The 21759-nt window shown below is 41.8% G+C and carries 19 protein-coding genes; 8 read left to right on the top strand and 11 right to left on the bottom strand.

The annotated features are described in order from the left end of the window. Positions 1–24: 24 nt before the first annotated feature. The gene (locus ACL9RF_RS06470) at positions 25–1179 is read right to left on the bottom strand and encodes a serine hydrolase domain-containing protein (RefSeq protein WP_422799785.1); all 1155 of its coding nucleotides are present in this window, start codon (positions 1177–1179) and stop codon (positions 25–27) included. Positions 1180–1325: 146 nt separating this feature from the next. Here ACL9RF_RS06470 and ACL9RF_RS06465 point away from each other — a divergent pair, with 146 nt between their 5' ends. Both ACL9RF_RS06465 and ACL9RF_RS06460 read left to right on the top strand, forming a co-directional pair. Then, positions 1326–2192: an SPFH domain-containing protein gene (locus tag ACL9RF_RS06465; RefSeq protein ID WP_422799784.1), complete on the top strand. Its 867-nt coding sequence runs from the start codon at positions 1326–1328 to the stop codon at positions 2190–2192. A 53-nt stretch (positions 2193–2245) separates the two neighbouring features. Beyond that, positions 2246–2395 (top strand): Arc family DNA-binding protein, encoded by a 150-nt coding sequence (locus ACL9RF_RS06460; RefSeq protein WP_422799783.1) that lies wholly within the window; start codon positions 2246–2248, stop codon positions 2393–2395. Between the two features lie 25 nt (positions 2396–2420). Here ACL9RF_RS06460 and ACL9RF_RS06455 read toward each other — a convergent pair whose 3' ends face one another. The 10 genes from ACL9RF_RS06455 to ACL9RF_RS06410 all read right to left on the bottom strand — a co-directional run bounded on the left by ACL9RF_RS06455 (position 2421) and on the right by ACL9RF_RS06410 (position 11746). Then, positions 2421–2753 (bottom strand): LPXTG cell wall anchor domain-containing protein, encoded by a 333-nt coding sequence (locus ACL9RF_RS06455; RefSeq protein ID WP_422799782.1) that lies wholly within the window; start codon positions 2751–2753, stop codon positions 2421–2423. Positions 2754–2922: 169 nt separating this feature from the next. Then, the gene (gene rplI, locus ACL9RF_RS06450; protein WP_422799781.1) at positions 2923–3366 is read right to left on the bottom strand and encodes a 50S ribosomal protein L9; all 444 of its coding nucleotides are present in this window, start codon (positions 3364–3366) and stop codon (positions 2923–2925) included. 15 nt (positions 3367–3381) lie between these two features. Continuing rightward, a complete protein-coding gene (rpsR, locus tag ACL9RF_RS06445; protein ID WP_422799780.1) occupies positions 3382–3645 on the bottom strand; it encodes a 30S ribosomal protein S18 in 264 nt (87 codons plus the stop codon). Continuing rightward, on the bottom strand, positions 3645–4013 hold the full coding sequence (rpsF, locus tag ACL9RF_RS06440; RefSeq protein WP_422799779.1) for a 30S ribosomal protein S6: 369 nt from the start codon (positions 4011–4013) through the stop codon (positions 3645–3647). Before rpsF ends, rpsR begins: the two co-directional genes overlap by 1 nt. A 99-nt stretch (positions 4014–4112) precedes the next feature. Then, positions 4113–5420, bottom strand: coding sequence for a TolC family protein (locus ACL9RF_RS06435; RefSeq protein WP_422799778.1), 1308 nt, complete (start codon positions 5418–5420; stop codon positions 4113–4115). After that, positions 5413–7830, bottom strand: a complete 2418-nt coding sequence (locus tag ACL9RF_RS06430) for an ABC transporter permease (protein WP_422799777.1) — start codon at positions 7828–7830, stop codon at positions 5413–5415. The genes ACL9RF_RS06435 and ACL9RF_RS06430 overlap by 8 nt, the downstream gene beginning before the upstream one ends. Before the next feature lie 19 nt (positions 7831–7849). Continuing rightward, positions 7850–8596 carry a GIN domain-containing protein gene (locus tag ACL9RF_RS06425; protein WP_422799776.1) on the bottom strand — a complete coding sequence of 249 codons (747 nt, stop codon included), beginning with the start codon at positions 8594–8596 and terminating at the stop codon, positions 7850–7852. A gap of 12 nt (positions 8597–8608) precedes the next feature. Beyond that, positions 8609–9310 (bottom strand): ABC transporter ATP-binding protein, encoded by a 702-nt coding sequence (locus ACL9RF_RS06420; RefSeq protein ID WP_422799775.1) that lies wholly within the window; start codon positions 9308–9310, stop codon positions 8609–8611. A 39-nt stretch (positions 9311–9349) separates the two neighbouring features. Beyond that, complete coding sequence (locus tag ACL9RF_RS06415) at positions 9350–10483, bottom strand: transglutaminase domain-containing protein (protein WP_422799774.1); 1134 nt, start codon at positions 10481–10483, stop codon at positions 9350–9352. An 18-nt stretch (positions 10484–10501) separates the two neighbouring features. Beyond that, positions 10502–11746 carry an efflux RND transporter periplasmic adaptor subunit gene (locus ACL9RF_RS06410; RefSeq protein WP_422799773.1) on the bottom strand — a complete coding sequence of 415 codons (1245 nt, stop codon included), beginning with the start codon at positions 11744–11746 and terminating at the stop codon, positions 10502–10504. Positions 11747–11907: 161 nt separating this feature from the next. Here ACL9RF_RS06410 and ACL9RF_RS06405 point away from each other — a divergent pair, with 161 nt between their 5' ends. From ACL9RF_RS06405 to ACL9RF_RS06380, 6 genes are all read left to right on the top strand, one after another. Then, complete coding sequence (locus ACL9RF_RS06405; RefSeq protein WP_422799772.1) at positions 11908–13260, top strand: sigma-54-dependent transcriptional regulator; 1353 nt, start codon at positions 11908–11910, stop codon at positions 13258–13260. A 3-nt stretch (positions 13261–13263) separates the two neighbouring features. Next, positions 13264–14598 carry a sensor histidine kinase gene (locus tag ACL9RF_RS06400; protein ID WP_422799771.1) on the top strand — a complete coding sequence of 445 codons (1335 nt, stop codon included), beginning with the start codon at positions 13264–13266 and terminating at the stop codon, positions 14596–14598. A gap of 111 nt (positions 14599–14709) precedes the next feature. Further along, complete coding sequence (locus ACL9RF_RS06395) at positions 14710–15306, top strand: RNA polymerase sigma factor (RefSeq protein WP_422799770.1); 597 nt, start codon at positions 14710–14712, stop codon at positions 15304–15306. Positions 15307–15409: 103 nt separating this feature from the next. Continuing rightward, positions 15410–16525, top strand: a complete 1116-nt coding sequence (locus ACL9RF_RS06390; protein WP_422799769.1) for a FecR family protein — start codon at positions 15410–15412, stop codon at positions 16523–16525. A gap of 313 nt (positions 16526–16838) precedes the next feature. Continuing rightward, positions 16839–20180 carry a SusC/RagA family TonB-linked outer membrane protein gene (locus ACL9RF_RS06385; RefSeq protein WP_422799768.1) on the top strand — a complete coding sequence of 1114 codons (3342 nt, stop codon included), beginning with the start codon at positions 16839–16841 and terminating at the stop codon, positions 20178–20180. A gap of 7 nt (positions 20181–20187) precedes the next feature. Further along, the gene (locus ACL9RF_RS06380; RefSeq protein WP_422799767.1) at positions 20188–21750 is read left to right on the top strand and encodes a RagB/SusD family nutrient uptake outer membrane protein; all 1563 of its coding nucleotides are present in this window, start codon (positions 20188–20190) and stop codon (positions 21748–21750) included. Positions 21751–21759: the final 9 nt, after the last annotated feature.

The raw sequence follows: 21759 nt of genomic DNA, 5'->3' as shown, positions 1-21759 counted from the left end.
GACAAATATCAGGTTAGGCAATAATTAACTTTTACCTAGCATAATATAGGCCTGTTCTATAAACTGGTAAAACGAGGATTCAGGGTCCTTAACAGACCTTTTATCCTTGCTATGCCCTAAGCGCACTATAATTAGATTGTCCTCCGGAATAGTAATTACATACTGCCCCAAATGCCCATTCATAGTAGCCGTATTTTTACCCTTATAGGTACCCAACCACCAGCCATAACCATAATCCGGCGAATTTTCTGCAGCAGGTTTAATGGATTGCTCCACATAGTCCTGCGGTAGCAACTGTTTCCCATTCCAGTTCCCAAGATGGAGGTACAGTTTGCCGAAGCGGGCAAAGTCACGTGCATTGCTGGCTATACAGCAATAAGCTTTCTCCACCTTATCGGTTTTATTAAACTGCCATAATGCCGGATGCTCTGCACCCATAGGCTGCCAAAAATACGTCGACATAAAATGCGTTAATGAAACAGGGAGCACGCTACTCATTAGTATTGCCAACAACTGCGTATCGCCACTTTTGTAGTTAAACGCTTGCCCAGGTTTGGTATCTATAGACAAGTTGAGCATAATCTCGCTCAGGTTAGGATCAAAATACGCCCTGGTGGTAATGTTAAATGGCACATAGTAGTTTTCATTCCAACTTAGTCCCGAGCGCATACTCACTAAATGGCGTATCGTCAGTTCTTTGGCATACTTACCTTTAAGCTCTGGCAAGTAATGGACAACCAGGTCATCCAAACTTTCAATATAACCAAGTTCAATAGCTTTACCTAAGCAGGCAGAAACTATACTCTTTGCCATGGAGAAGCTATTTGTTTTGGAGCTATCTGAATAACCGTCGTAATATTTTTCATACCAAATGCTATCATTTTTGATGATTAAATAGGCTATTGTCCCTGTATTTTTATGTATAGCATCTAATTTTTCGGTACTCTTCACGCTGTTATAGTCGGCGCTGCGCGGCCACGGCTGTGGCGTGCCAATATTAATTTTCCGATTATCAAAATACATATAGTCGTCTATAAATGCAGTTTTATGCCCCGTTAAGTAGGTTACCTGTATGGCCTTCAAAATATAGGCATTGTTCGTGAAATAAAGCCCGGCAACAAGGATAATGGAAAGGCAAGCAAGGATCAGTATTAAATATTTTAGAATTTTTAGAAACATAGTAATAAATATGAATTAATAAGGTTAATAAGAAATAAACAAATGACCCTAAAAGATGTTTCCAAATTCTACCTAATAATTTTATTATATGCTTTTATTTTGATATATTAGTGATATCAAAATGATATCAATTAATAATTTAAAAAATGGAAAAAATTGTAAAACCAACCTCGGGATACCTGGCCATTGCTGTCGCTATTATCCTTTTATTATTATCGGTTGTTGTCCTGTTAGGAGGAGCTCGTTTATCAAACCCCTGGTTAATGTTTCTAGCAATCCTCATGTTTTTGACGGCGCTATTTATTTTTAAAGGTATTTCTATTGTACAACCCAATCACTCCCGAATATTAAATTTTTTCGGAAAATATGTAGGCACCATTAAAGAGAACGGTCTATTTTTTATAAATCCGCTATATTCAGCGACGAAAATGTCCTTACGATCCGAAAACCTACAAAGTCAAACGTTAAAAGTAAACGATAAACAGGGTAATCCCATTGAAATATCGGCTGTTATAGTGTGGAAAATCGGCGATACCTATAAAGCAGCCTATGATGTAGAGCGCATCCTGGATTATGTGCGTGCACAGAGTGAGGCCGCAGTACGCCATTTGGCTGTAAGCTTCTCCTACGATAACCTGGAAGATGATACCGCCGAAATAACGCTACGCAACGGCGGTGAAGAGGTTAACCATATTCTAGAGAACGAATTGACAGAGCGCCTGTCTAAAGCCGGTATTATTGTGCAGGAGGCCCGTATCAACCACCTGGCCTATGCTTCAGAGATTGCCGGTGCCATGTTGCAACGCCAACAAGCCGCAGCCATTGTCGCTGCGCGTGCCAAGATTGTCGACGGGGCGGTAGGTATGGTAGACCTGGCTTTGAAAAAACTATCCCGTGAAAATATTGTAGAATTGGATGATGAGCGTAAAGCAGCGATGGTAAGTAACCTAATGGTGGTATTATGTGGTGAGAAAGCTGCACAGCCTATCGTGAATACAGGAACGCTCTATTAATAGCATGCGGGCACAGGATTGGAGTTTGATGTGCCTTATAAAAAACAGATATTATGAAGAAAAGCTTTGTGGTAAGGATTGATGAGGAGACCTATAAATTGCTTGAAAAATGGGCACAGGATGAGTTTCGTAGTGTAAACGGACAAATTGAATATGTACTGAATGAAGCCCTTACAAAAGCGAAAAGAAAGAAGAATAAATAAGTGAAGCCGTCTGAAGACGGCTTTTCTATAATTTTAAGAATTCGCTATCCTCATCAGAAAGTTGTTTTGTGGCATAGGGAGCGTTTACTTCCCCCTTTTGCTGCGTATGTTGCGCTGTCTCTGTTAGGGTAGGGTTGGGGTTGGGATTAGAAAGGCCATACTCCTTTGGGTGTTTTTTACGTCGCCTAAACAAGATGCCCCCCGTAACAACGCCTAACACAAAGAAAACCCCTAAAATTATAAGTTTAGATGTTTTTATCTCCCCAAATAACCAAAAGCTACTCTCTTCGGTATTGTTAAATAAAATGATGGCCACTAGGGCAAGTAATAAGGAAATAATAATTGTTTTTGGTCTCATAGAGCTAGGATATTACGGTTTAAACGAAACTTTAGTACCTATAAATAGCAACGTTTTTCTATTTACGATTTATCGATTAATTATCGTAAATCTAACTAATTATAGTCCCTAAAGCAAATAAGGTGCCCCAAAAGGCACCTTATTTGTAATATGTGAAGCTAAATAAAAATTATTCAGCGATAACCTCGAAAGGAACTTGAACTTTCACTTCTTTGTGTAAGTTTAAGTTTGCAACGTATTCACCTAAGTTTTTAGGCTCTACTTCGAATGTAATGCGACGACGGTCAACATCATATCCTTGTGCTTTCAAAGCTTCAGCAATTTGAATGCTGTTTACTTTACCAAAAATCTTACCAGACTCACCAGCTTTAGCACCAATAGAAAGTTTTACATTTTCTAATTTTGCCGCTAATTCTGTAGCGTCTTTTTTGATTTTATCTTGTTTGAACTGTGCTTGTTTGATGTTCTCAGCTAAAACTTTTTTAGCTGACGTAGTTGCTAAAATAGCAAATCCTTGAGGAATTAAGTAGTTACGGCCGTAACCTGGTTTTACTACTACGATATCGTCTTTCTCTCCAAGGTGTTTAACATCTTGTTTTAATATAATTTCCATTATCGTCTATCCTCCTTATTTTAATGAATCAGCTACATAAGGTAATAAACCGATGATACGCGCGCGTTTCACAGCTTGAGCTACTTTACGTTGGAATTTCAATGATGTACCTGTTAAACGACGTGGTAAGATTTTACCTTGATCGTTAATAAACTTCATTAAGAAGTTAGCATCTTTGTAATCGATATATTTAATACCGTTCTTTTTGAAACGGCAATATTTTTTACGGTTGTCCTCTACTTTAGGGGCTGTTACGTACTGAATATTCTCGTTTGCCATTAGTTTGCTACCTCCTCAGTTTTAGTTTCCGCTTTTTTGTTGAATGCTCCGCTGCGTTTTTTCTCGCTGTAAGCTACGGCATGTTTGTCAAGCGCAATGGTTAAGAAACGCATCACACGCTCATCACGTTTGTATTCAACCTCTAATTTTTTAATTAATTCACCTGGAGCCTTGAATTCAGTTAAGTGATAAAATCCAGTTGTTTTTTTCTGGATTGGATACGCTAATTTTTTCAAACCCCAATTATCTTCTGCGATAATTTCGGCTCCGCCTTCAGTAAGGATGCTTTTGAATTTTGCGATTACTTCTTTCGCAGCATCATCAGAAAGCAACGGGGTAAGAATGATTACAGATTCGTACTGTTGCATTTTTTAAATAGTTATGTTAATTTAAATTTTTCCGTATTTACGGAAGTGCAAAGGTAATTAATAAAAGTATAAGTTAAAAGGAAATATTTAAATTAATCGCTACTGCTGTAACTCCTGCAGCAGGATTTCGAGCATATTGGCCGACAGCTCATTGTTGATAACCTCGTATCGGGCATGTATAACCTGGTTTTTAGCAATTTTATACAGCGAAATATCGACCGTTCCATATTCCAGCTTCAGTAGGGTGGTCGTCAACGATTTTTCGGCATAGGACAAGGCCTCCAGCAGTAGCGGCGTTAACTGATGATACTGCTGCCAGTTTCTGTAATACTTCTGGTTTAGGTTATGCTGTTGTAAAACCGTATTTTCGATCTGTACTTCCTGCTGTTTTATTTCTATCTTTTTCGCCATTCGCAGGCGTCTGGCATCACCACGACTACTTATCGGTACCCGAAGGTTGAGCCCTAAGAACTGACTTTTGTTGTTATTCAATTGCTGCCCGAAGCTAAAGGAAGTATTCCATATATTATCGACCTGTTTCGAGAAAAAAGAACCGTAGGCATAGCCCAACGACAAAGTGGGTAAGTAAGCCGAAAGCAGCTGCTGCTGTTGCCGCTGCAGTTTTTCATATTTTTGCTGTTCGGCATAGACCTTTAAACTCGTTTTAGCATCCCAAAGTTGCTGTGGTGGGGCTACCTCCGCAGGCTTGAGCAGGGCAAGTGTTTCCGCATCCACCGTTTGCAGGTTTATCCATTGCAACAATTCCATTTTCTTATTCAACTCGGATTGTTGCTGTAGTAAAAGCTGCTTTTTCTCCTGCGTAAAAACGACCTGTATATCATAAATATCACTCTCCGGGCGAGCGCCATCGTTCAGCTCCTTCTGTATACGGTCTACCTGCTCCGCAGTCTGTTGTAGCTGCTCCCCAAGCGTTGCTGTCCAGTACTGCGCAGCTAAGGCGGCGAAATATTTTTCGATCAACACGGTCAAGTATTCCTGCCGGATTAATTGCTGTTGTGCCAGTTGAATGTTAACCTCGCCAAGCGCTATTTTTGATTCCCAAAGCTGCCCAAAATTAAAGATGTCCAGCTGTGCCTGAAGAGCAAACCTATCAAACTGAAAGTTTGCCGCTACCCGATTATTGGTATTCGGATCGATGGATGAACCGAAATCATATTGATGGTCGGCACTAAGGTATACCGAGGGTAGAAAACGCGAAGGCAAGCTTCGCTGTTTATTTACCGCCTGTTTTACCGCTAAGGTTTGGATTTGAAAGGAGAGGTCATTCTTTAAGCCCAGTTCTCTACACTGATCCAAAGAAAGGTACAACTCGGCCCCTGCAGTATAGCAGGAAAAAAGTACGAGCAGTACAGCGCTATAAAAGCGACGATGGTAAAGGCTATTCATATTTTATATACGTCAAGGCATTGATGCGTGTTGCTTTAAGGGCTTTAGAAACAACAACGGCAAGCGTTAAAACAAACATTAAACCGAAGGCCGTAAAAAATGCTAAAAGGGGCAACTCTATGCGGTATGCAAACGTATCCAACCAACGCTGCATCAGGTAATAGCTGGGCGGTAAGGCCAGGATAAAACCAACGACTAAAAGCAGAATATACTGCTTAGTCAAATCAAAAACCAAGGATTCGCTTGTAATACCGAGAACCTTCTTAACGGCAATCTCCTGGTACCGACGTTCGATAGTGTAAGCAGAGAGCGCAAAAAGACCAAATAAAGCTATGCTGATCACAACGATATTTAAGATCGCAAACAAATTCCGTTGGTTCACATAGTCTGCATACGTACGCGCGAATATTTTATCCACGAAATCGTAGTTAAAAGGACGCTTTGTATCCACTTTTTTTGTCCAATAATGCTCAATCTGCCGAATGGTATGCTCCATGTTTTCCGGTTTTATTTTCACCGATATACTACTGATATTTCCTTTCATCCAATCGATGGTTTTGATATGGAAAAATGTCATGGGCGGAATTTTTTGATTAATGCCATACAGGTGAAAGTCGTCTACGACCCCAACAATTTTCAACTGTTTACCGTTCCATAGTATTTCTTTACCTACAGGGTCATTTTCACCCATCATCTCCATGGCAGTTTTATTGATTAATATATTGCTTACCGAATCGGAGGCAAGGTTAGGATCCAGGTCGCGGCCCTGACTAATTTTTATGCCATAGAAAGGCAGAAAGCCAAAATCTGTCGCCATATTCTGGCCCTGGATATTCCTCTCTTTATAGCTATAGCTTGAGGAAGACGATGATCCTTTGCCGACGGTAAAAACACTTGTATTGACATCCATAACACCAGGGATTTTTGTTAACTCCTGTTTTATACGCTGATAGTCCGCAAACTTATCCAGCACATTTTGATCCCAGCCAATACTTATAATCTGATCGGCATGAAAACCTAAGTCCTTATTCATGGCATAGTTTACCTGGCTGTTAATGATGATTCCCGATATAATAAAAAACGTAGCAATACAAAATTGTAAAACAAGCATTGTATTACGGATCCATATACCCGAGCTGCTGCGTGAAAAGTTTCCTTTTAAGACCTTTAATGTTGCGAAGTTGGCCACATAGACGGCAGGGAATACACCTGCCAGCAAGATAACAACGGCAAGCAACGCTAAAAAAGGACCGATATAATCCAATAAGTTTAAACTAAGCTGCTTGTTTAGCAGGGTATTGTAATATGGCAGTAGCACCTCTGTAAAGGCCAACGTTAGGAGTAAGGCTACAAAGCTTGTCATGGCGGTCTCCAGAATCTGCTGGCCGATTATTTCCAGCTTTGTAGCACCAATAACCTTTCTAATGCCAATCTCTTTGGCCCTTTTTATGGCATAGGCTGTCGATAAGTTTATGTAGTTGAAAATAGATATAACAAGTATTAAAAGCGACAGCCCTACATTTATGGACAGGAACGTTAAATTTCCCTTTCCCTCAGGAAGGCCTGTAGTTTTGGTATGCGCATTTAATCGCGCCTTACTTAAAGGGACAAATGCAAAAGAAAAGCTGCCATAGCGATTGATATATTGCTCCTCGCTGATACCATTTTCTTTGGCTAAAACAGCAACACGACGCTTAAAAAACGTATCGGTAAAGGTTTTTCTTACCGCATCAAAATCCGAAGCCTCCTTAACTTTAACCAAAAGTGAAAAGTTAAAATCGCTCCAGTTATTTTGCTCAATCCCATTTTTTACGGCATTATTTACTGTGGTAATAACAAAATTAGGAACGACAGAGCTATTCGAATTACCCTTAAAAACCGTCGTTACAATAAAGTCATTCCCATAAGGATCTACCATGATTTTATCGATAGGGTCAATATCACCAAAAATAGCTTCTACTTGCTTTTTTTCTACAGCAATAGCATTGGGGGTATTTTTAAATTTAGCCGTACTTCCGCTTTCAATCTCATGCGGAAAGAAATCAAAAAAGGAAGCCTGCGCATTAAAAATGCCGGTTAAATAGTGGTGCTTCCCCTGATACCGATACGGATTGGAACTGTAGCCCTGGTAGTAATACAGGAGATCTTCAATTTTATCCGTATCCTCCAGCGCATACTTGCCTAAAGGGGCAACCTGCCAGGCCCAGGAAGTTTCGCCCATATTTATCAACAACTCCGCAATCCTATCCCGATCGGGGTTATCCTTATTGTAAGAAATTTCATTATTCCAATATAAAGACGACAAGATTACCCCTGTTAAACCTATCGCTAAGCCAAACACAGTAAGCAGGAAATACAGCTTATTATGCAGGGAGTTGTACAGGAATATTTTAAACCAATTTTTAAACATAATGGATGTTTTGATGTATTTACATAGCTTTTACGCTACCGCTAGACGATTCTTTAACCTGGATTAACTTAGCCTTAGCAGTATTAATAACGGTTGCCGATGACGAAACCTTCCCCGTTAACTCGCCTGTTACCTGCACGAGAATAGTACTCGACGAACTTGCCGATACAACAGCATGGTTAGCTTTAACATCTTTGAGGTTGGCCGTACTCGAAGAACTGGTGTTGATGTCGGCCGTGTTTGTCGATCCGGTAAGAATAACCGTCGAGGAACTACTGCTATTAACCGCTAGGTCATGTACGGCGATTTCACCTTTAGCCTCGGACGACGACGAGGTTTGCAGTGTTAACTTATCGGCTCTAAGGGATTTAAACAATAAGGTTCCTGAGGAAGAAACACGCGCATCTATATTGCTGCTTTTTACAGGGGCACTAATATTTAACAACGCCGCAGAGCTTACCTGTATAGCGGAGACATTCGGTGAAGCATATATTTTCACTTCTGACGGTCGTTTGGATTGGATATTGGAATTCGGCTTGTACCGAATAAACAAAGTTCCATTTTTTACGACCGTCTCTAAAAGTGCCAGATGGGCCTGGTTTTCACAGTCTACGACCACTTCATTGCGTACAGAGCCAATAATTTCGGCTTTAATACCTTGAGAAACGGAAATTTCGTTGAAATCAGAGATTTTACGTGTTTCTTTGTTTTGAGCAAAAGCGCAGCTTACCAGCGCGACAAATGCTAAGGTTATTAATTTTTTCATTTGTTTTAATAATTAAGATTTAAAAACATCCACTGTTTTTTGATTTTTACGTTCGGTAAGAATTTCACCATCTTTCATGGTAATAATTTTTTGGGAAAAGCCAGCGTCGTGCATAGAATGCGTTACCATCAGAATGGTTGTTCCCTGCGCATGTAAGGTTGTCAAAAGCTCCATAACATCATTCCCATTGCTGCTATCCAGGTTTCCTGTAGGTTCGTCGGCCAGTATAATTTTAGGGTTATTTATTAAAGCCCTAGCGACAGCGACCCTTTGCTGCTGCCCTCCGGAGAGCTGCTGCGGATAATGCTGTAAGCGGTGGGAAATACTGAGCTTTTCGGCCATTTTCTGAATCCGCACCTTACGTTCCCCTGGCGGAATGCGGTTGTAAATTAAAGGCAGTTCAATATTATCGTATACATTTAATTCGTCTATAAGATTAAAGTTTTGGAAAATAAAGCCAATATTCGCTTTCCGTATTCTCGCTCTTTCCTTTTCATTAAGCCCAAAAATCTCCTGACCGAGGAGGGCATAGCTACCTTCAGAAATATCATCCAGTAAACCGATAATATGTAATAACGTAGATTTACCACAGCCTGAAGGCCCCATTATAGAAATAAAGTCGCCTTCGTTAATCTGTAGATTGACCCTACTAAGGGCACGCGTCTGCACCTCGGTAGACGTAAATATTCTAGATAAGTTTTTTATTGTAATCATAACATTCAGATTTTTGTTTCGTACAAACCGACACTTTGGCTAAGGCTGTGCCCAAAAAATAGCCGGATTGTTGGTCAGGAAATTGGTAAAACTAACCTTAGTATTCGGGTTTGTTTGCACCTTCTTTTTCGGACTTTGATTTATGGCATCCATAGGGACAAGCTGCACATACTGTACCTCCTGCTGTGTGGCCCAAGTTTCCGCGTTATACTGGCTGTAAACAGGCGCCTCTATCCGGTAAAGATTTTTGGCCATATACTGGTCCAAGTAATCGGCTTTTGTCAGGCTATACTTGCGGTTCCAGTTGGCATCTGGGTTTAAGATCAACGTTTTATCGTTTATCAAGCGCTCCCGTACTTCAGCGACACTTAATAGCATGCCCGTTTCATCCATCACATAGGCATTATTGGTAGGATCCATCCAGAGCCATTTTTTCAGGGTTTCGCTGTAAACCATATTGATAACATGGCAATCATCAAATTTAAGCTCTTTGGGCATACAGGTAATATACCGCGACTTAAATCCCATTGCTAGATAGCATTCATTCAAAATCATGGCCAACATTCTGCAATTTACACCTCGGTTTTCATCTAGGCAAATTTGAAACAAAGCATTTGTGTTTTTGATTGTGGGGTTTTCACTATGGCCATCATGCCTTATTTGATGGTGAACCCAGTTCATAAGGTGGATAAACTGCGATACCTCACTGCCACTGCCAGCGATAGAATCCAGCTTATACGTTTCGCGTAAGGCCACTAATTCAGGGCTACTTTTATCCTGATAGGTGAACGCCGGTATAGGCTGCTTATCTTCGGCATCGTAGGCTGCAGCATGTTTAAGCTGCGCTAATCTACTGGGCTCATACAGCACCTGGGTCCAAGCATTTCTACCATTAAGGACGATATTAAAATCCACCGGATTATTGGGGTCTACACGCAGGCTAATAGAGTCTATATCGGTATAGAACACAACCTCCTTGGCGCTGGTTTTAAAAACGTCGGGTTGGATTTGTGGCTCAATATTCCAACGTGCTTCCCATAATTTACCATCAATTTTTACCGATACTTTAGGGCTGTTTGCCTTTATACTAGGCCGATTAACCTGCGCCATAGCCTGTTGCTGTACCCCTGTTGCGGCGATAAATAATAGCAGTGCAATTTTTAAAGTTTTCATATAATGTAGTCTATAAAATTAACGATTAGGTATAGTAAGAATCTCTATATGCTTAAAATCATCGTAGTTGGAAACGACAACCTCATCCTCTGCAGCTAGCCCATCCAGCACTTCATAATAGTATGCATTCTCGCGGCCCAAGGCAATATTTCTGCGTATGGCCTTCTCTTTTTTAAGGACAAAAATCCATTTGCCTTGGGTGTGGGTATAAAAACTTCCCTTCGGTAACAGCAGTTTCTGCTGGGTGTCAGAAAGCTGTAGGTTAACACCAAAGGATAAACCCACCTGTAAATCCATAGGCATGCCTTCCATAAACTCCAGCTCCACTTTAAATTTGCCTTCCTTTACTTCAGGGAGTATTTTCGTGACCTGTACAGGCTGCGTACGTTCTTTAATTAGAACAGAGCCTGTTAGGCCTGGTGTCAATTTTTCCAGGTAATACTCATCGACCTGCGCTGTCAGCTTGTAGCCCATCATTTTATCAATTTTCCCGATAGCAGTACCAGCGGCAATATTTTGCCCTAGCGTCACATCAAAAGCGCTAAGGCGACCACTGCTAGGCGCTAATACCAAAAAATTCTTTTTATTGTTGCGTAGGGTTTCCAGGCTCTTTTCCATAATAGAAAGTGCTTGGTTAATCTGTTGAATTTGCAGGGTATTGTTTTCCTTTTCTTTAGTTATACTTTTTTGAATAATTTCTTTACGTTCCATTTGATAGCGTAGCTTTTCAGCGCTAGCATCATAGATGTTTTTGGCGAGAATTTTCTTCTCATACAGGGTATTATTTAACTTGTTCTCCATGCTGGCGGCGTTAAAATCGTGCTCGATTAATACCTGTTCTTTGGATAGCTGAAATTCCTGGTTGCGGATGTTTAGCTTGGCAACATTTAACTGATTTATTTGTTCGATTATTCCGGTCTCCTGGGCAAGGAAGTTAAATTCGGTAATGGGGTTGTACAGCCGTGCCAGTGGCATACCGGCAATAATATCCGCTCCATTTTCTACATATAATTCTTGAATTGCTCCACCCTCAATAATATTGATAAGCTGTGCATGTAGCGGTTCTACCTGTGCTTGGAAGATAATAAAGTCTTCAAAGGCGCCATTTTTCACTTTTTTTAGTAAGACCTCACTGCGTTTTATGGTCAGCTCCTGCGGTCTGCTTCTCAGGTAAACGACGAGGCCCATGCAAGTCAATAACAGCGCTGCAACTAGCAAAGTATTGCGTTTTTTTTTATTTTTGGTCTGAAGTTTTATGTCCATATAACGTTTGTATATATCTGCATTTCAGGGCTTAATAAATGTGCCAATTTGCTTAAAATATATAAGTGGCTGATAGTAAGCAGACGGACGGTCTTCAAAAAATTACGCTTGTCCGATAGCGGACAAGCCGGTGTCCGAAAATGGATTAGTAACACGAACGTATGAAAAAGATAAATTGCCGTATTTTAATTGCTGACGACCAAGATGAGGTATTGATTGCGGCCCGATTATTTTTAAAACGACAGGTAGAAACTGTTGTAACCTTAAATAATCCAAAGGATATATTAAGTAGTATTGCCCAGCACCAAATTGAATTGGTGCTGTTGGATATGAATTTTAGACTGGGTTATGAGGATGGACGTGAAGGGATTTACTGGTTCAAGGAGATTCGAGAGCAATTTCCAGATGTGCATATTCTGTTAATGACCTCGTATGGGCAGGTCGAGCGCGCCGTGGAGGGGATGAAGTTGGGGGCTATAGATTATATATTGAAGCCCTGGGATAATGACAAGCTGCTAGACAGCGTGAAGCAGACGGTAAAGAAAATCCGTAAAAATAAAACCAGCACTAAGGAGCAGTCTCCAGTGATGAACCAGCTTTATGCCGGCATATCCGAGCCTATACAAAAGCTGTATAAAATGGCACAGCGTATTGCGTGCACCGATGCCAACGTTTTATTATTAGGAGAAAATGGAACCGGAAAGTATGTGCTGGCCTCGTTTATACACCAACAATCGTTACGCGCACAAGGCCCTTTTGTACATGTAGATCTGGGTGCTTTACACGAAAATTTATTTGAAAGTGACCTCTTTGGGTATGTGCGTGGTGCATTTACCGATGCCAAGCAGGATACGGCAGGGCGTTTTGAAGCTGCAGCAGGGGGAACGATATTTTTGGATGAAATTGGGAATATACCGCTGCGGTTACAGACCAAGTTGCTGCAGGTTATACAGAGTAAAACGGTCGTTCGTCTGGGGGAGAATAAGGCACGTACCGTGGATGTCCGGATTATTGTCGCAACAAATACAGATTTGAAGATAGCTGTGGAGCAGCGGACTTTCCGGGAGGATCTTTATTACCGTATAAATACCATAGAACTGCTGTTGCCAGCCTTGCGCGACCGGGGGCCGGATATACCCTTACTGGTGAACCATTTTTTAAATTTTTATAGCGAGAAATATCAGCAGGAAGATCTGCGCCTAGCGGATGGTGTTTTAGAAAAAGTAGCGCACTACGCCTGGCCGGGGAATATTCGCGAATTGCAAAATAGAATAGAACGTGGTGTTATCTTGGCAGAGGATAACCGGGTTACCTGGGAGGGGCTGGGTTTTTCGGAACTTCCCGTATTGGAAAAGCCTAAAAATGAACCGTCTTTGGCAGCAATAGAAAAATTTACCATCGAGCAGACTTTGGTGAAACATAAATACAATGTAAGCCGTTGTGCAGAAGCATTGGGGCTCTCCAGGCAGGCATTGTATAGAAAAATGGAAAAATATAATATTCACCAGCCTTAAACTATGGAAAACAAAACGCGTCTTTTTTTAGGCTTACACTTGCTGCTAATTATCGCAGTGGCCTTCTGTACCCTGCAGTTCGCTGTTATGAGCATGTACTATGTTGCTGTATTGTTTTTTATACTGCTGCTGGCCTTATTTTTAGCGTTGAATGTAGCCCTGATGAAGCCGTTTAAGCAAATGCAAAAAATTGCGCTTGCTTTAATCCATGGCGACTACTCCATAGACTTTTCCACAGATCTTCGCGATAGTCCGATTAAGGATTTACATGTATTGTATACACATATTCAGAAAAAAGAACAGGATAGAGCCTCCGAAAAATTTCTTTACGATCAGCTCTTAAACAGTATGGAGTCGGGTTTAGTTATGCTCCAGTTGCCGGAAGGGGAGGGCGACAAGAAGCTGTTTTTTATGAACCAGTACTTTAAGGATTTCTTTGCTATACCGGCGGTTTCATCCTGGAATTTTTTGCAGCAGAAGCTGCCAAATTTCTGCGCCATTTTTGCGGATAAAAATTTTGCCGAGTTTAAGGAGGCCTGGGAAATTCAGCTGGATAAAGGAGAAAAGCAGACTTTTTTAATTCAAACCGCAATCGCGAATGTCGGCGGAACGATGTACTATACCATTATCATGGATTCCATCCAAAGGCTGATCAACAGGAAGCAGGATGAGGCCTGGATGGATGTGATGAAGGTTATGTCGCATGAGCTTATGAACTCTCTAACCCCAATTCATACCCTTGCGGCAACGATGGAAGAGATACTACAGCAAGATAGGCTATCGGAGGAGGATAAGGATGACCTCCGTATCGGGATAAAAACTATCCGCAACAGCAGCAACCATCTGCAAGATTTCGTAACACGCTACCGCCAACTGACCATGCTCCCTAGTCCGCAGAAGTCTACGCTGGATATTATACCCTTAATACAGGATGTGCTGTATTCCTATCAAGCAGTTTTTGAAAAGGAGGGAATCCAGGTAACGTTTGTCAATGATCGGCAGAGCCTACCCATACAGGGGGATGTGGGGCAGCTAAGTCAGGTTTTTATAAACCTCCTTTCAAACAGCATCTATGCCTTAAAAACCGAGGATAAGAAATCTATACAGGTTAGGGTAAAGGCCGAAAATCAGCGCTACACCTTGGCCTTTGTAGACTCGGCAAAACGTATAGATCCGCAAATTGTCGCCAAAATATTTCTACCCTTTTATACCACAAGAAAGGAAGGTGCAGGCATTGGACTTGCGTTATCTAAAGCGATAATGGAGGGCCATGGCGGTTACCTGTACTACCAAGAAAGTGACGAAAGCAACTGTTTTATGGTTGTTTTTGTTCTATAGTATACGGATATTAAATCTTTTCACCTTTAATATTAGAATTATTAGGTCTATTTTTTAAAATCACCTATATTTGTTGTTCCAGTTATAAAGTTTTAACAGCAGAGCAAGGTTATGGGTAATTTCGTTGTGAACTACGTGAAATGGTCAGATGAGGAATTGTTTCTCGGCATACAAGCTGGAGACTATCGCGCCTTTACCGAAGTTTACAACCGCTTCGTCGAGCCCTTATTTTCCTACTCCTTACGCATAAAAATAGACACCGAAGATCGGGAAGATGCTATTCAGGAAGTTTTCTCCTCCTTATGGCGGCGTAGGGAAGAATTAAAAATCGATAATCTTGGCGCCTGGTTACATATGTCCATCCGTAAACAGGCTCTTTACCAAATAAGAAAGAAAAAATACAGCAACCAATATACCCAAAGTATTATAGATTTTGTATCGCCCTATTATGACCCTATTCTGGGGGCTATACAAGAAAAAGAATTGCAAGCCTATATTGATCAGCAGCTCAACTTACTGCCGCCACGTGCGCAGGAGGTTTTCCGTTTGAGCCGTCAGGATCATTTATCGCACAAGGAAATAGGCGAGAAGTTGGCCATCTCCGAAAAGACGGTACGTAAACAAATTCAGAATGTTCTGAAAGTTTTTCGTTATAAGTTAGGTCGAAACACCGTAGAAATCCTTGTTTTATTGGCTTTTTTCAAGTAAAAACATCTTTTATACGCCCAGCGAAAAAAAATAAAAATTCTATACTCCCTAGGGGGCATTCGTGCAACATGTATATAGATTAGCGAGAAAAATAACCAATTTTATGACCAGCAAAAGATTAAAAATATTACTCCATAAATATGCCAATGGCACCTGTACAGCAACAGAAAAGGAGCTGCTGGAGTTGTGGTTGGAAAAGCAGCAGGTAAAAATGCCTGCAGATTTTACCGATCAGGATAAGCAGAAAATCTGGCAGAAGATTGAAGCTAACCTTGCGGTTGACCTTGGTGTGCCGAAACCTAAAAGGCGTTTGCACTTTGTCTGGTATGCGGCCGCAGCCGCCGTAGCGTTATGGATTGGTTTTGTTTTAATCTCACGGCTATACCTGGATAATAAACCCCATACATCGGCATTGGCCGCCGTCGATACTGTTATACATCCGGGGGAGGATAAGGCGGTTTTAACCCTATCCAATGGACAGAAGATATACTTAACGGGCGAGGGTTCTGAAACGACAAACGACCAAGGGTTAACGATATCCAAAACAGAAAGTGGGCTGCTAAAGTATAGCATTGATCCCACTAAAAATACCGGTACAGGGTATAACACCATTAGCACGCCTCGTGGAGGTCAGTTTGAAGTGGTATTGCCCGATGGTTCTATAGTTACGCTAAATGCTGCCTCGTCTTTGCGTTTTGCTACCGATATGCATCGGCAAGAGAAACGTACGGTAACCCTTCATGGGGAGGGTTATTTTGACGTGGCAAAAAACAAAAATAAACCTTTTATTGTGGAAACCGATCAGCAGCAGATTGAGGTTTTGGGAACCATTTTTAATGTCAACAGTTACAATACGCAGAAGAGTGTTACGACACTGCTGGAAGGCGCAGTATTAATTAATAATAGACAAAAATTACGGCCCGGACAACAAGCGCAGGTGGAGCCGAATAAGCTTAACATCAGCACAGTTGATGTGCAAGATTTTGTAGACTGGAAAAAGAATGTCTTTGTCTTTCGCCAGGAAAACTTGCAGTCGATTATGGAGCGGATATCGCGCTGGTATGATATTGAATATACGTTTCAAAACCCTGCGGCAAAATCGGTGGCTTTCAATGGCGAAATATCCAGATATGCTCATGTAGAGCAGGTTTTAGACCTCCTAAGAATGACCAGTAACGTGCGCTTTCAAATTCAAGGCCGTGCTATTGTCATACAGTAACATAACTGTACAGGCTATGCTTAATTATATACCTTTATAAACCCAGGGAAAACAATATAATAATAAAACAATAGAATAATAAAACAAAGTAAGTCACAGGTAAATTATTAAATTATAGTATAATACAAACACTAACAAACAATTCAATTTATTAATTATAAAGTTGCCAATGAAATAATGCGATAAGTACTAAATAACAATATAGAAACTAAAAATAACCAAAAATAAGTATCCCCAAGGGGTGATAGAAGTATTATAAACTAAACAATTCATTAAAATCCAAGGTAAAACTATGTGGTTTAAATCATTTAAGATGATACGAACTATAGGCATATCTATGCTTATGCTTCAGATTTCCATATCAGCTGCCGGACAAGGGCATGTTACGTTGCGAAAACAACGTATCAAGGCGGCAGATCTTATTCGGGAAATCAAAAAACAAACGGGGTACAATGTATTATACTCCACACAACTACTAAACGATGAACGTTTGTTGCAGGTGGAATTTAAACAGGCCAGCCTAGCGGAGGTAATGCGGGTCTTATTAAATGGGCAGCCATTATCCTACAACGAAAAAGATCGCACCTTATTAATTGTGGCATCGCCAGAGGCTGCTACGGCGGAGCAACCCAAGCCGTCGCTCAACACCGAAACAAAGGCCGTGCAACAGGAGGTACGAGGTGTCGTCGTGGATGAAAAGGGCAATCCATTACCTGGCGTTACCGTTACGGTGAAAGGGACAACAAAAGGGGCACGTAGCCATACAGATGGTAGTTTTACACTTAGCGATGTTAAAAACGGGGATGTACTTTCCTTTCGTTATATAGGTTATCGCTCCCAGGAGCTTACCCTAGGCAATACGGCAACAGCGCTACGTGTGCAACTGAATCCTTCGGACGAAGCGATTGAGGATGTGGTGGTTACGGCGCTGGGTATCAAGCGTTCTGAAAGGGCATTAAATTACAATGTACAGCAGGTTAAAGGCGACGACCTAACACAGATTAGAGATGCGAATGTGATAAACTCTTTAACGGGGAAAGTCGCAGGAGCAACGATAAATACGAGCTCTGCTGGTGTTGGTGCTGCGGTAAAGGTGGTAATGCGTGGTTCTAAAACCATTGAACAAGAAAATAATGTAATTTATGTAATCGATGGTATTCCGATGAGCAACAAAAGATCCAGTGAAGGGTCAGAATTTGCATCTACAGGAACATCGGAAGGGATAGCCGATTTAAACCCCGAGGATATTGAGTCTATGACAGTGCTATCGGGAGCGGCGGCAGCAGCATTATACGGTTCAGATGCCGCTAATGGAGCTATTGTTATTAATACCCGTAAAGGCACGGCAGGGAAAACTACCTTAACATTAACGCAAAACACGCAGTTTTTAAATCCACTGCAGCTGCCACGTTTTCAAAATCGCTACGGCACAGGTTCTGGCATTGCTGCAGATGTAAACGATAAAAGCTGGGGTGATAAGCTTAATGCTGCAACAAATTATAACTATTCTCCATCGAAAGACTACTTTCAAACGGGTATAGTGGCTACCGAGGGAATAGCGCTATCAACAGGAACAGATAAGAACCAAACCTACGCTTCGGCGGGAGCGGTAAATTCTGCAGGTATAGTGCCCAACAATAAGTATGACCGCTACAACTTCACCGTAAGGAATACAGCGAAATTTCTAGACGACAGGTTGACCTTCGATGCCGGTTTAAACTATATTAAACAGCGGGATCTGAATATGACCAACCAGGGTATTTATTCAAATCCATTAACGACAGCCTACCTGTTTCCACGTGGGGATGATTGGGAGGCGATTCGTATGTTCGAGCGCTACAATGTGCAGCGTAAAATCTACGAGCAATATTGGCCACAGGGGTTAAATGAGGTCGTAGGTCAAAATCCGTACTGGGTGAATTACAGAAACCTTCGTGAGACGAAGAAAGACCGTTACATGCTGAATGCAAGTTTAAGTTACCGGGTAAACGATTGGTTAACCATAACTTCCAGGGGGCGCTTAGACAATACGGTATCCACATTTACCGAGAAACTGTATGCCAGCACAAATACAACCATAACTGATGGGTCTAACAATGGATTTTTTGGTATCGATGACCGAAAATACAACCAGTTTTATGGAGATGTTATGGCTAATATCAATAAATCATTTAATGACTTCTCCCTACAAGCTAATGTCGGTGGTATTATCCAACATGAAAATGAAAAGTCGTTCCCGTTACGTGGACCGATATTAGAGAGCGGCTTAACGAATAAGTTTGATATAAACCAAATCGATAGCCGTAAAAAAATGCCGCTATTAAATCATACCTACCAGATGCAATCAGTTTTTGCAAGTATAGAGGCGGGGTATAAAAATACATATTTCATTACGGCAACGGGTAGAAACGACTGGATATCGAATCTGGCCGGCCCAAAATCAAGTCAGCCTTCTTTCTTTTACCCTTCCATAGGTGCATCCGCCGTATTATCGCAGGCAATGGATCTATCTTCGGTATTTCAATTCCTGAAGGTGCGTTCGTCGTATGCTTCGGTGGGTAGGCCTTTCGTACGTTATATCGCTAACCCGGTATACGAATGGGATGTGGCTACACAGCAATATAAGGCCTTGTCCAATTACCCCATAAGTGATCTGAAACCCGAACTTACAAATTCTGCGGAGGTGGGCTTTAATGCGAAGTTTTTAAATGGTTTTACGTTAGATTTCACCTTGTACCATGCTACCACATTAAATCAAACGTTTAATCCACAATTGTCTGTATCGTCGGGCTACAATCGTCTGTATGTGCAAACCGGGAAAGTGGTAAACCGTGGTATAGAACTCGGCTTTGGTTATGAGAAAAAATGGAATGCTTTACAGTGGAATGCCAACTACACCTTTTCTTTAAATAGAAATAAAATTAAGGAGCTGGTACGTAATTACGTGCATCCGGAAACGGGCGCTGTAATCAACAAAAACCGACTGGATGTCGGTGGTCTCTCTCAGGCTAAATTTATCCTGAAGGAAGGCGGAACTTTAGGCGACCTGTACTCCCTATCGGATTTATTACGCGACGCTAACGGCAAGGTTTATGTATCGCCGGAGGGCAATGTGGTGAATAACAATAATGTGGGCGATATCTACCTGGGCAGTATTTTTCCGAAGTCTAATATGGCTTTACGGAATAATTTTCAATATAAAAACTGGATGGTAGATTTTACAGTGGCAGCACGCTTCGGTGGGGTGGTGTATTCCGCGACGCAGGCTTTTATGGACTATTATGGTGTGTCGGAGGCCTCCGCTATGGCTCGCGATCAGGGAGGCGTATTTGTAAATGGTACAGACAGGGTAAATCCGGAGTCGTATTATAATGTAGTCGGACAGAATAGCGGTATTCCGCAGTTCTATACCTATAGTGCTACCAACGTGCGGCTGCAGGAGGCTACAGTAGGGTACACCTTCCCTAAATCCTTTCTGGGGAATAAGGGGGTTTTAAGTGTCAATGTAGTCGGCCGTAACCTATGGATGATTTATAACAAAGCCCCATTTGACCCGGAGGCTACCGCAACAACGGGCAACTACTACCAAGGTATCGATTATTTTATGATGCCAAGTACACGGAATCTAGGTTTTAATATTCGTCTTAAATTTTAAATCAATTATGAAACGCTATAAAATTTTATTTCTGGGTGCACTGTTGTCTGCAGCAGCGCAGCTCTCCTGCACAAAAAATTACGAGGCTTACAATACGGATTCCAGTGGCGCTACGCCAGAGGAGGTAGAGCGCGATGCGTATGTTCTATCGTCGGCTATGATAGGTCTGCAAGCTTGGGTTGTCCCTTTAGATATTAATTCGCACCAGTTTATCGAGTGTCTACTGGGGGGCACTATGGGCGGTTATTTGGCCGATGCAAATAATGGCTTTAATGGCAAAAACTTCGCTACCTATAACCCTGAGAATGGTTGGTTGCGCGTTCCTTTTAATGAGGTGCTGCCCAAACTTTTTGTCCAGACAAAAACTATAAAACAGGTAAGCTCTGATGTGTCGGTGCATGCCGTTGCGGATATTGTTAAGGTAATGGCAGCTTCGCGTGTTACGGATATTTATGGCCCAATACCCTACTCTAAGGTGGGCGAAAATGGCGCTTTGGTGGCGCCGTATGATGCTCAGGAGCAGGTATATGCGCTGATGTTTTCGCAACTGGATTCGGCTATACATACCCTCACAGCACGCAAAACGCAGAACTTCTCGAGTAAGGCTGATTTGGTGTACGACGGGAATGTGTTGCAGTGGATCAAACTTGCTAACGCATTGAAGCTGCGGTTAGCGATACACATATCGGATGTCAGTCCAGTCAAAGCGCGACAAATGGGAGAAGAGGCCGTAAACCATGAGATTGGCGTAATCCGTAGCAACGCCGATAATGCGTTTGTAAAACCCATCAATAGAAATCCTTTTCGGGTTATTATGTACGAGTACAACAATGGCGACTCGCGTGTTTCGGCAGATATTACGTCGTATATGAATGGTTATGGCGATCCACGTCGGGAGAAATACTTTACCGCATCGACGTTTAGCAATGGGCCCAGCAATGGTTTCTTTGGCTTACGCTCGGGGATACAGATTCCTAGTGGCAATACGGCCAAGGAATACGCCAATATGAATGTGGGCGAGAGCGATAAATTGCTGTGGTTTAATGCTGCTGAAGTTGCCTTCCTTCAGGCCGAGGGGGCGTTAAAGGGCTGGAATATGGGCGGCAGCGCTGCCAGCTTATACAACCAGGGTATACGCCTTTCTTTCGAGCAGTGGAATGTAAATGGTGCCGATGCGTATTTAAATAATAGCAGCAGCCGGCCAGCCGCTTATGTAGATCCTTTAGGCTCGTTTTCATATGCGGGGCTACCAAGTACCATAACAATAAAATGGGTGGAGGAAGGTACTGCTGCGCAGAAGTTGGAACGCATCATTACCCAAAAATGGATTGCTAATTTCCCCTTAGGTATTGAGGCATGGACCGAATACCGCCGTACTGGCTACCCCAAATTAATGGAGGTAATGGTCAACAACAGTGGCGGTAGGGTGGATAGCAGACGTATGGCCCGTCGACTGCCTTATCCGCAGGAGGAGTATACCGAGAATAACAAAAATGTTAACGATGCGGTAAGCAACCTATTGAAAGGTGCTGATAATATGGGTACAGATCTTTGGTGGGTAAAAAAATAATTCGGTAGT

Source organism: Sphingobacterium sp. Mn56C (assembly GCF_049319645.1).
Lineage (GTDB): Bacteria > Bacteroidota > Bacteroidia > Sphingobacteriales > Sphingobacteriaceae > Sphingobacterium.
The sequence above is the reverse complement of the archived record's forward strand: the minus strand, read 5'-3'. Positions and strand labels throughout refer to the sequence as shown.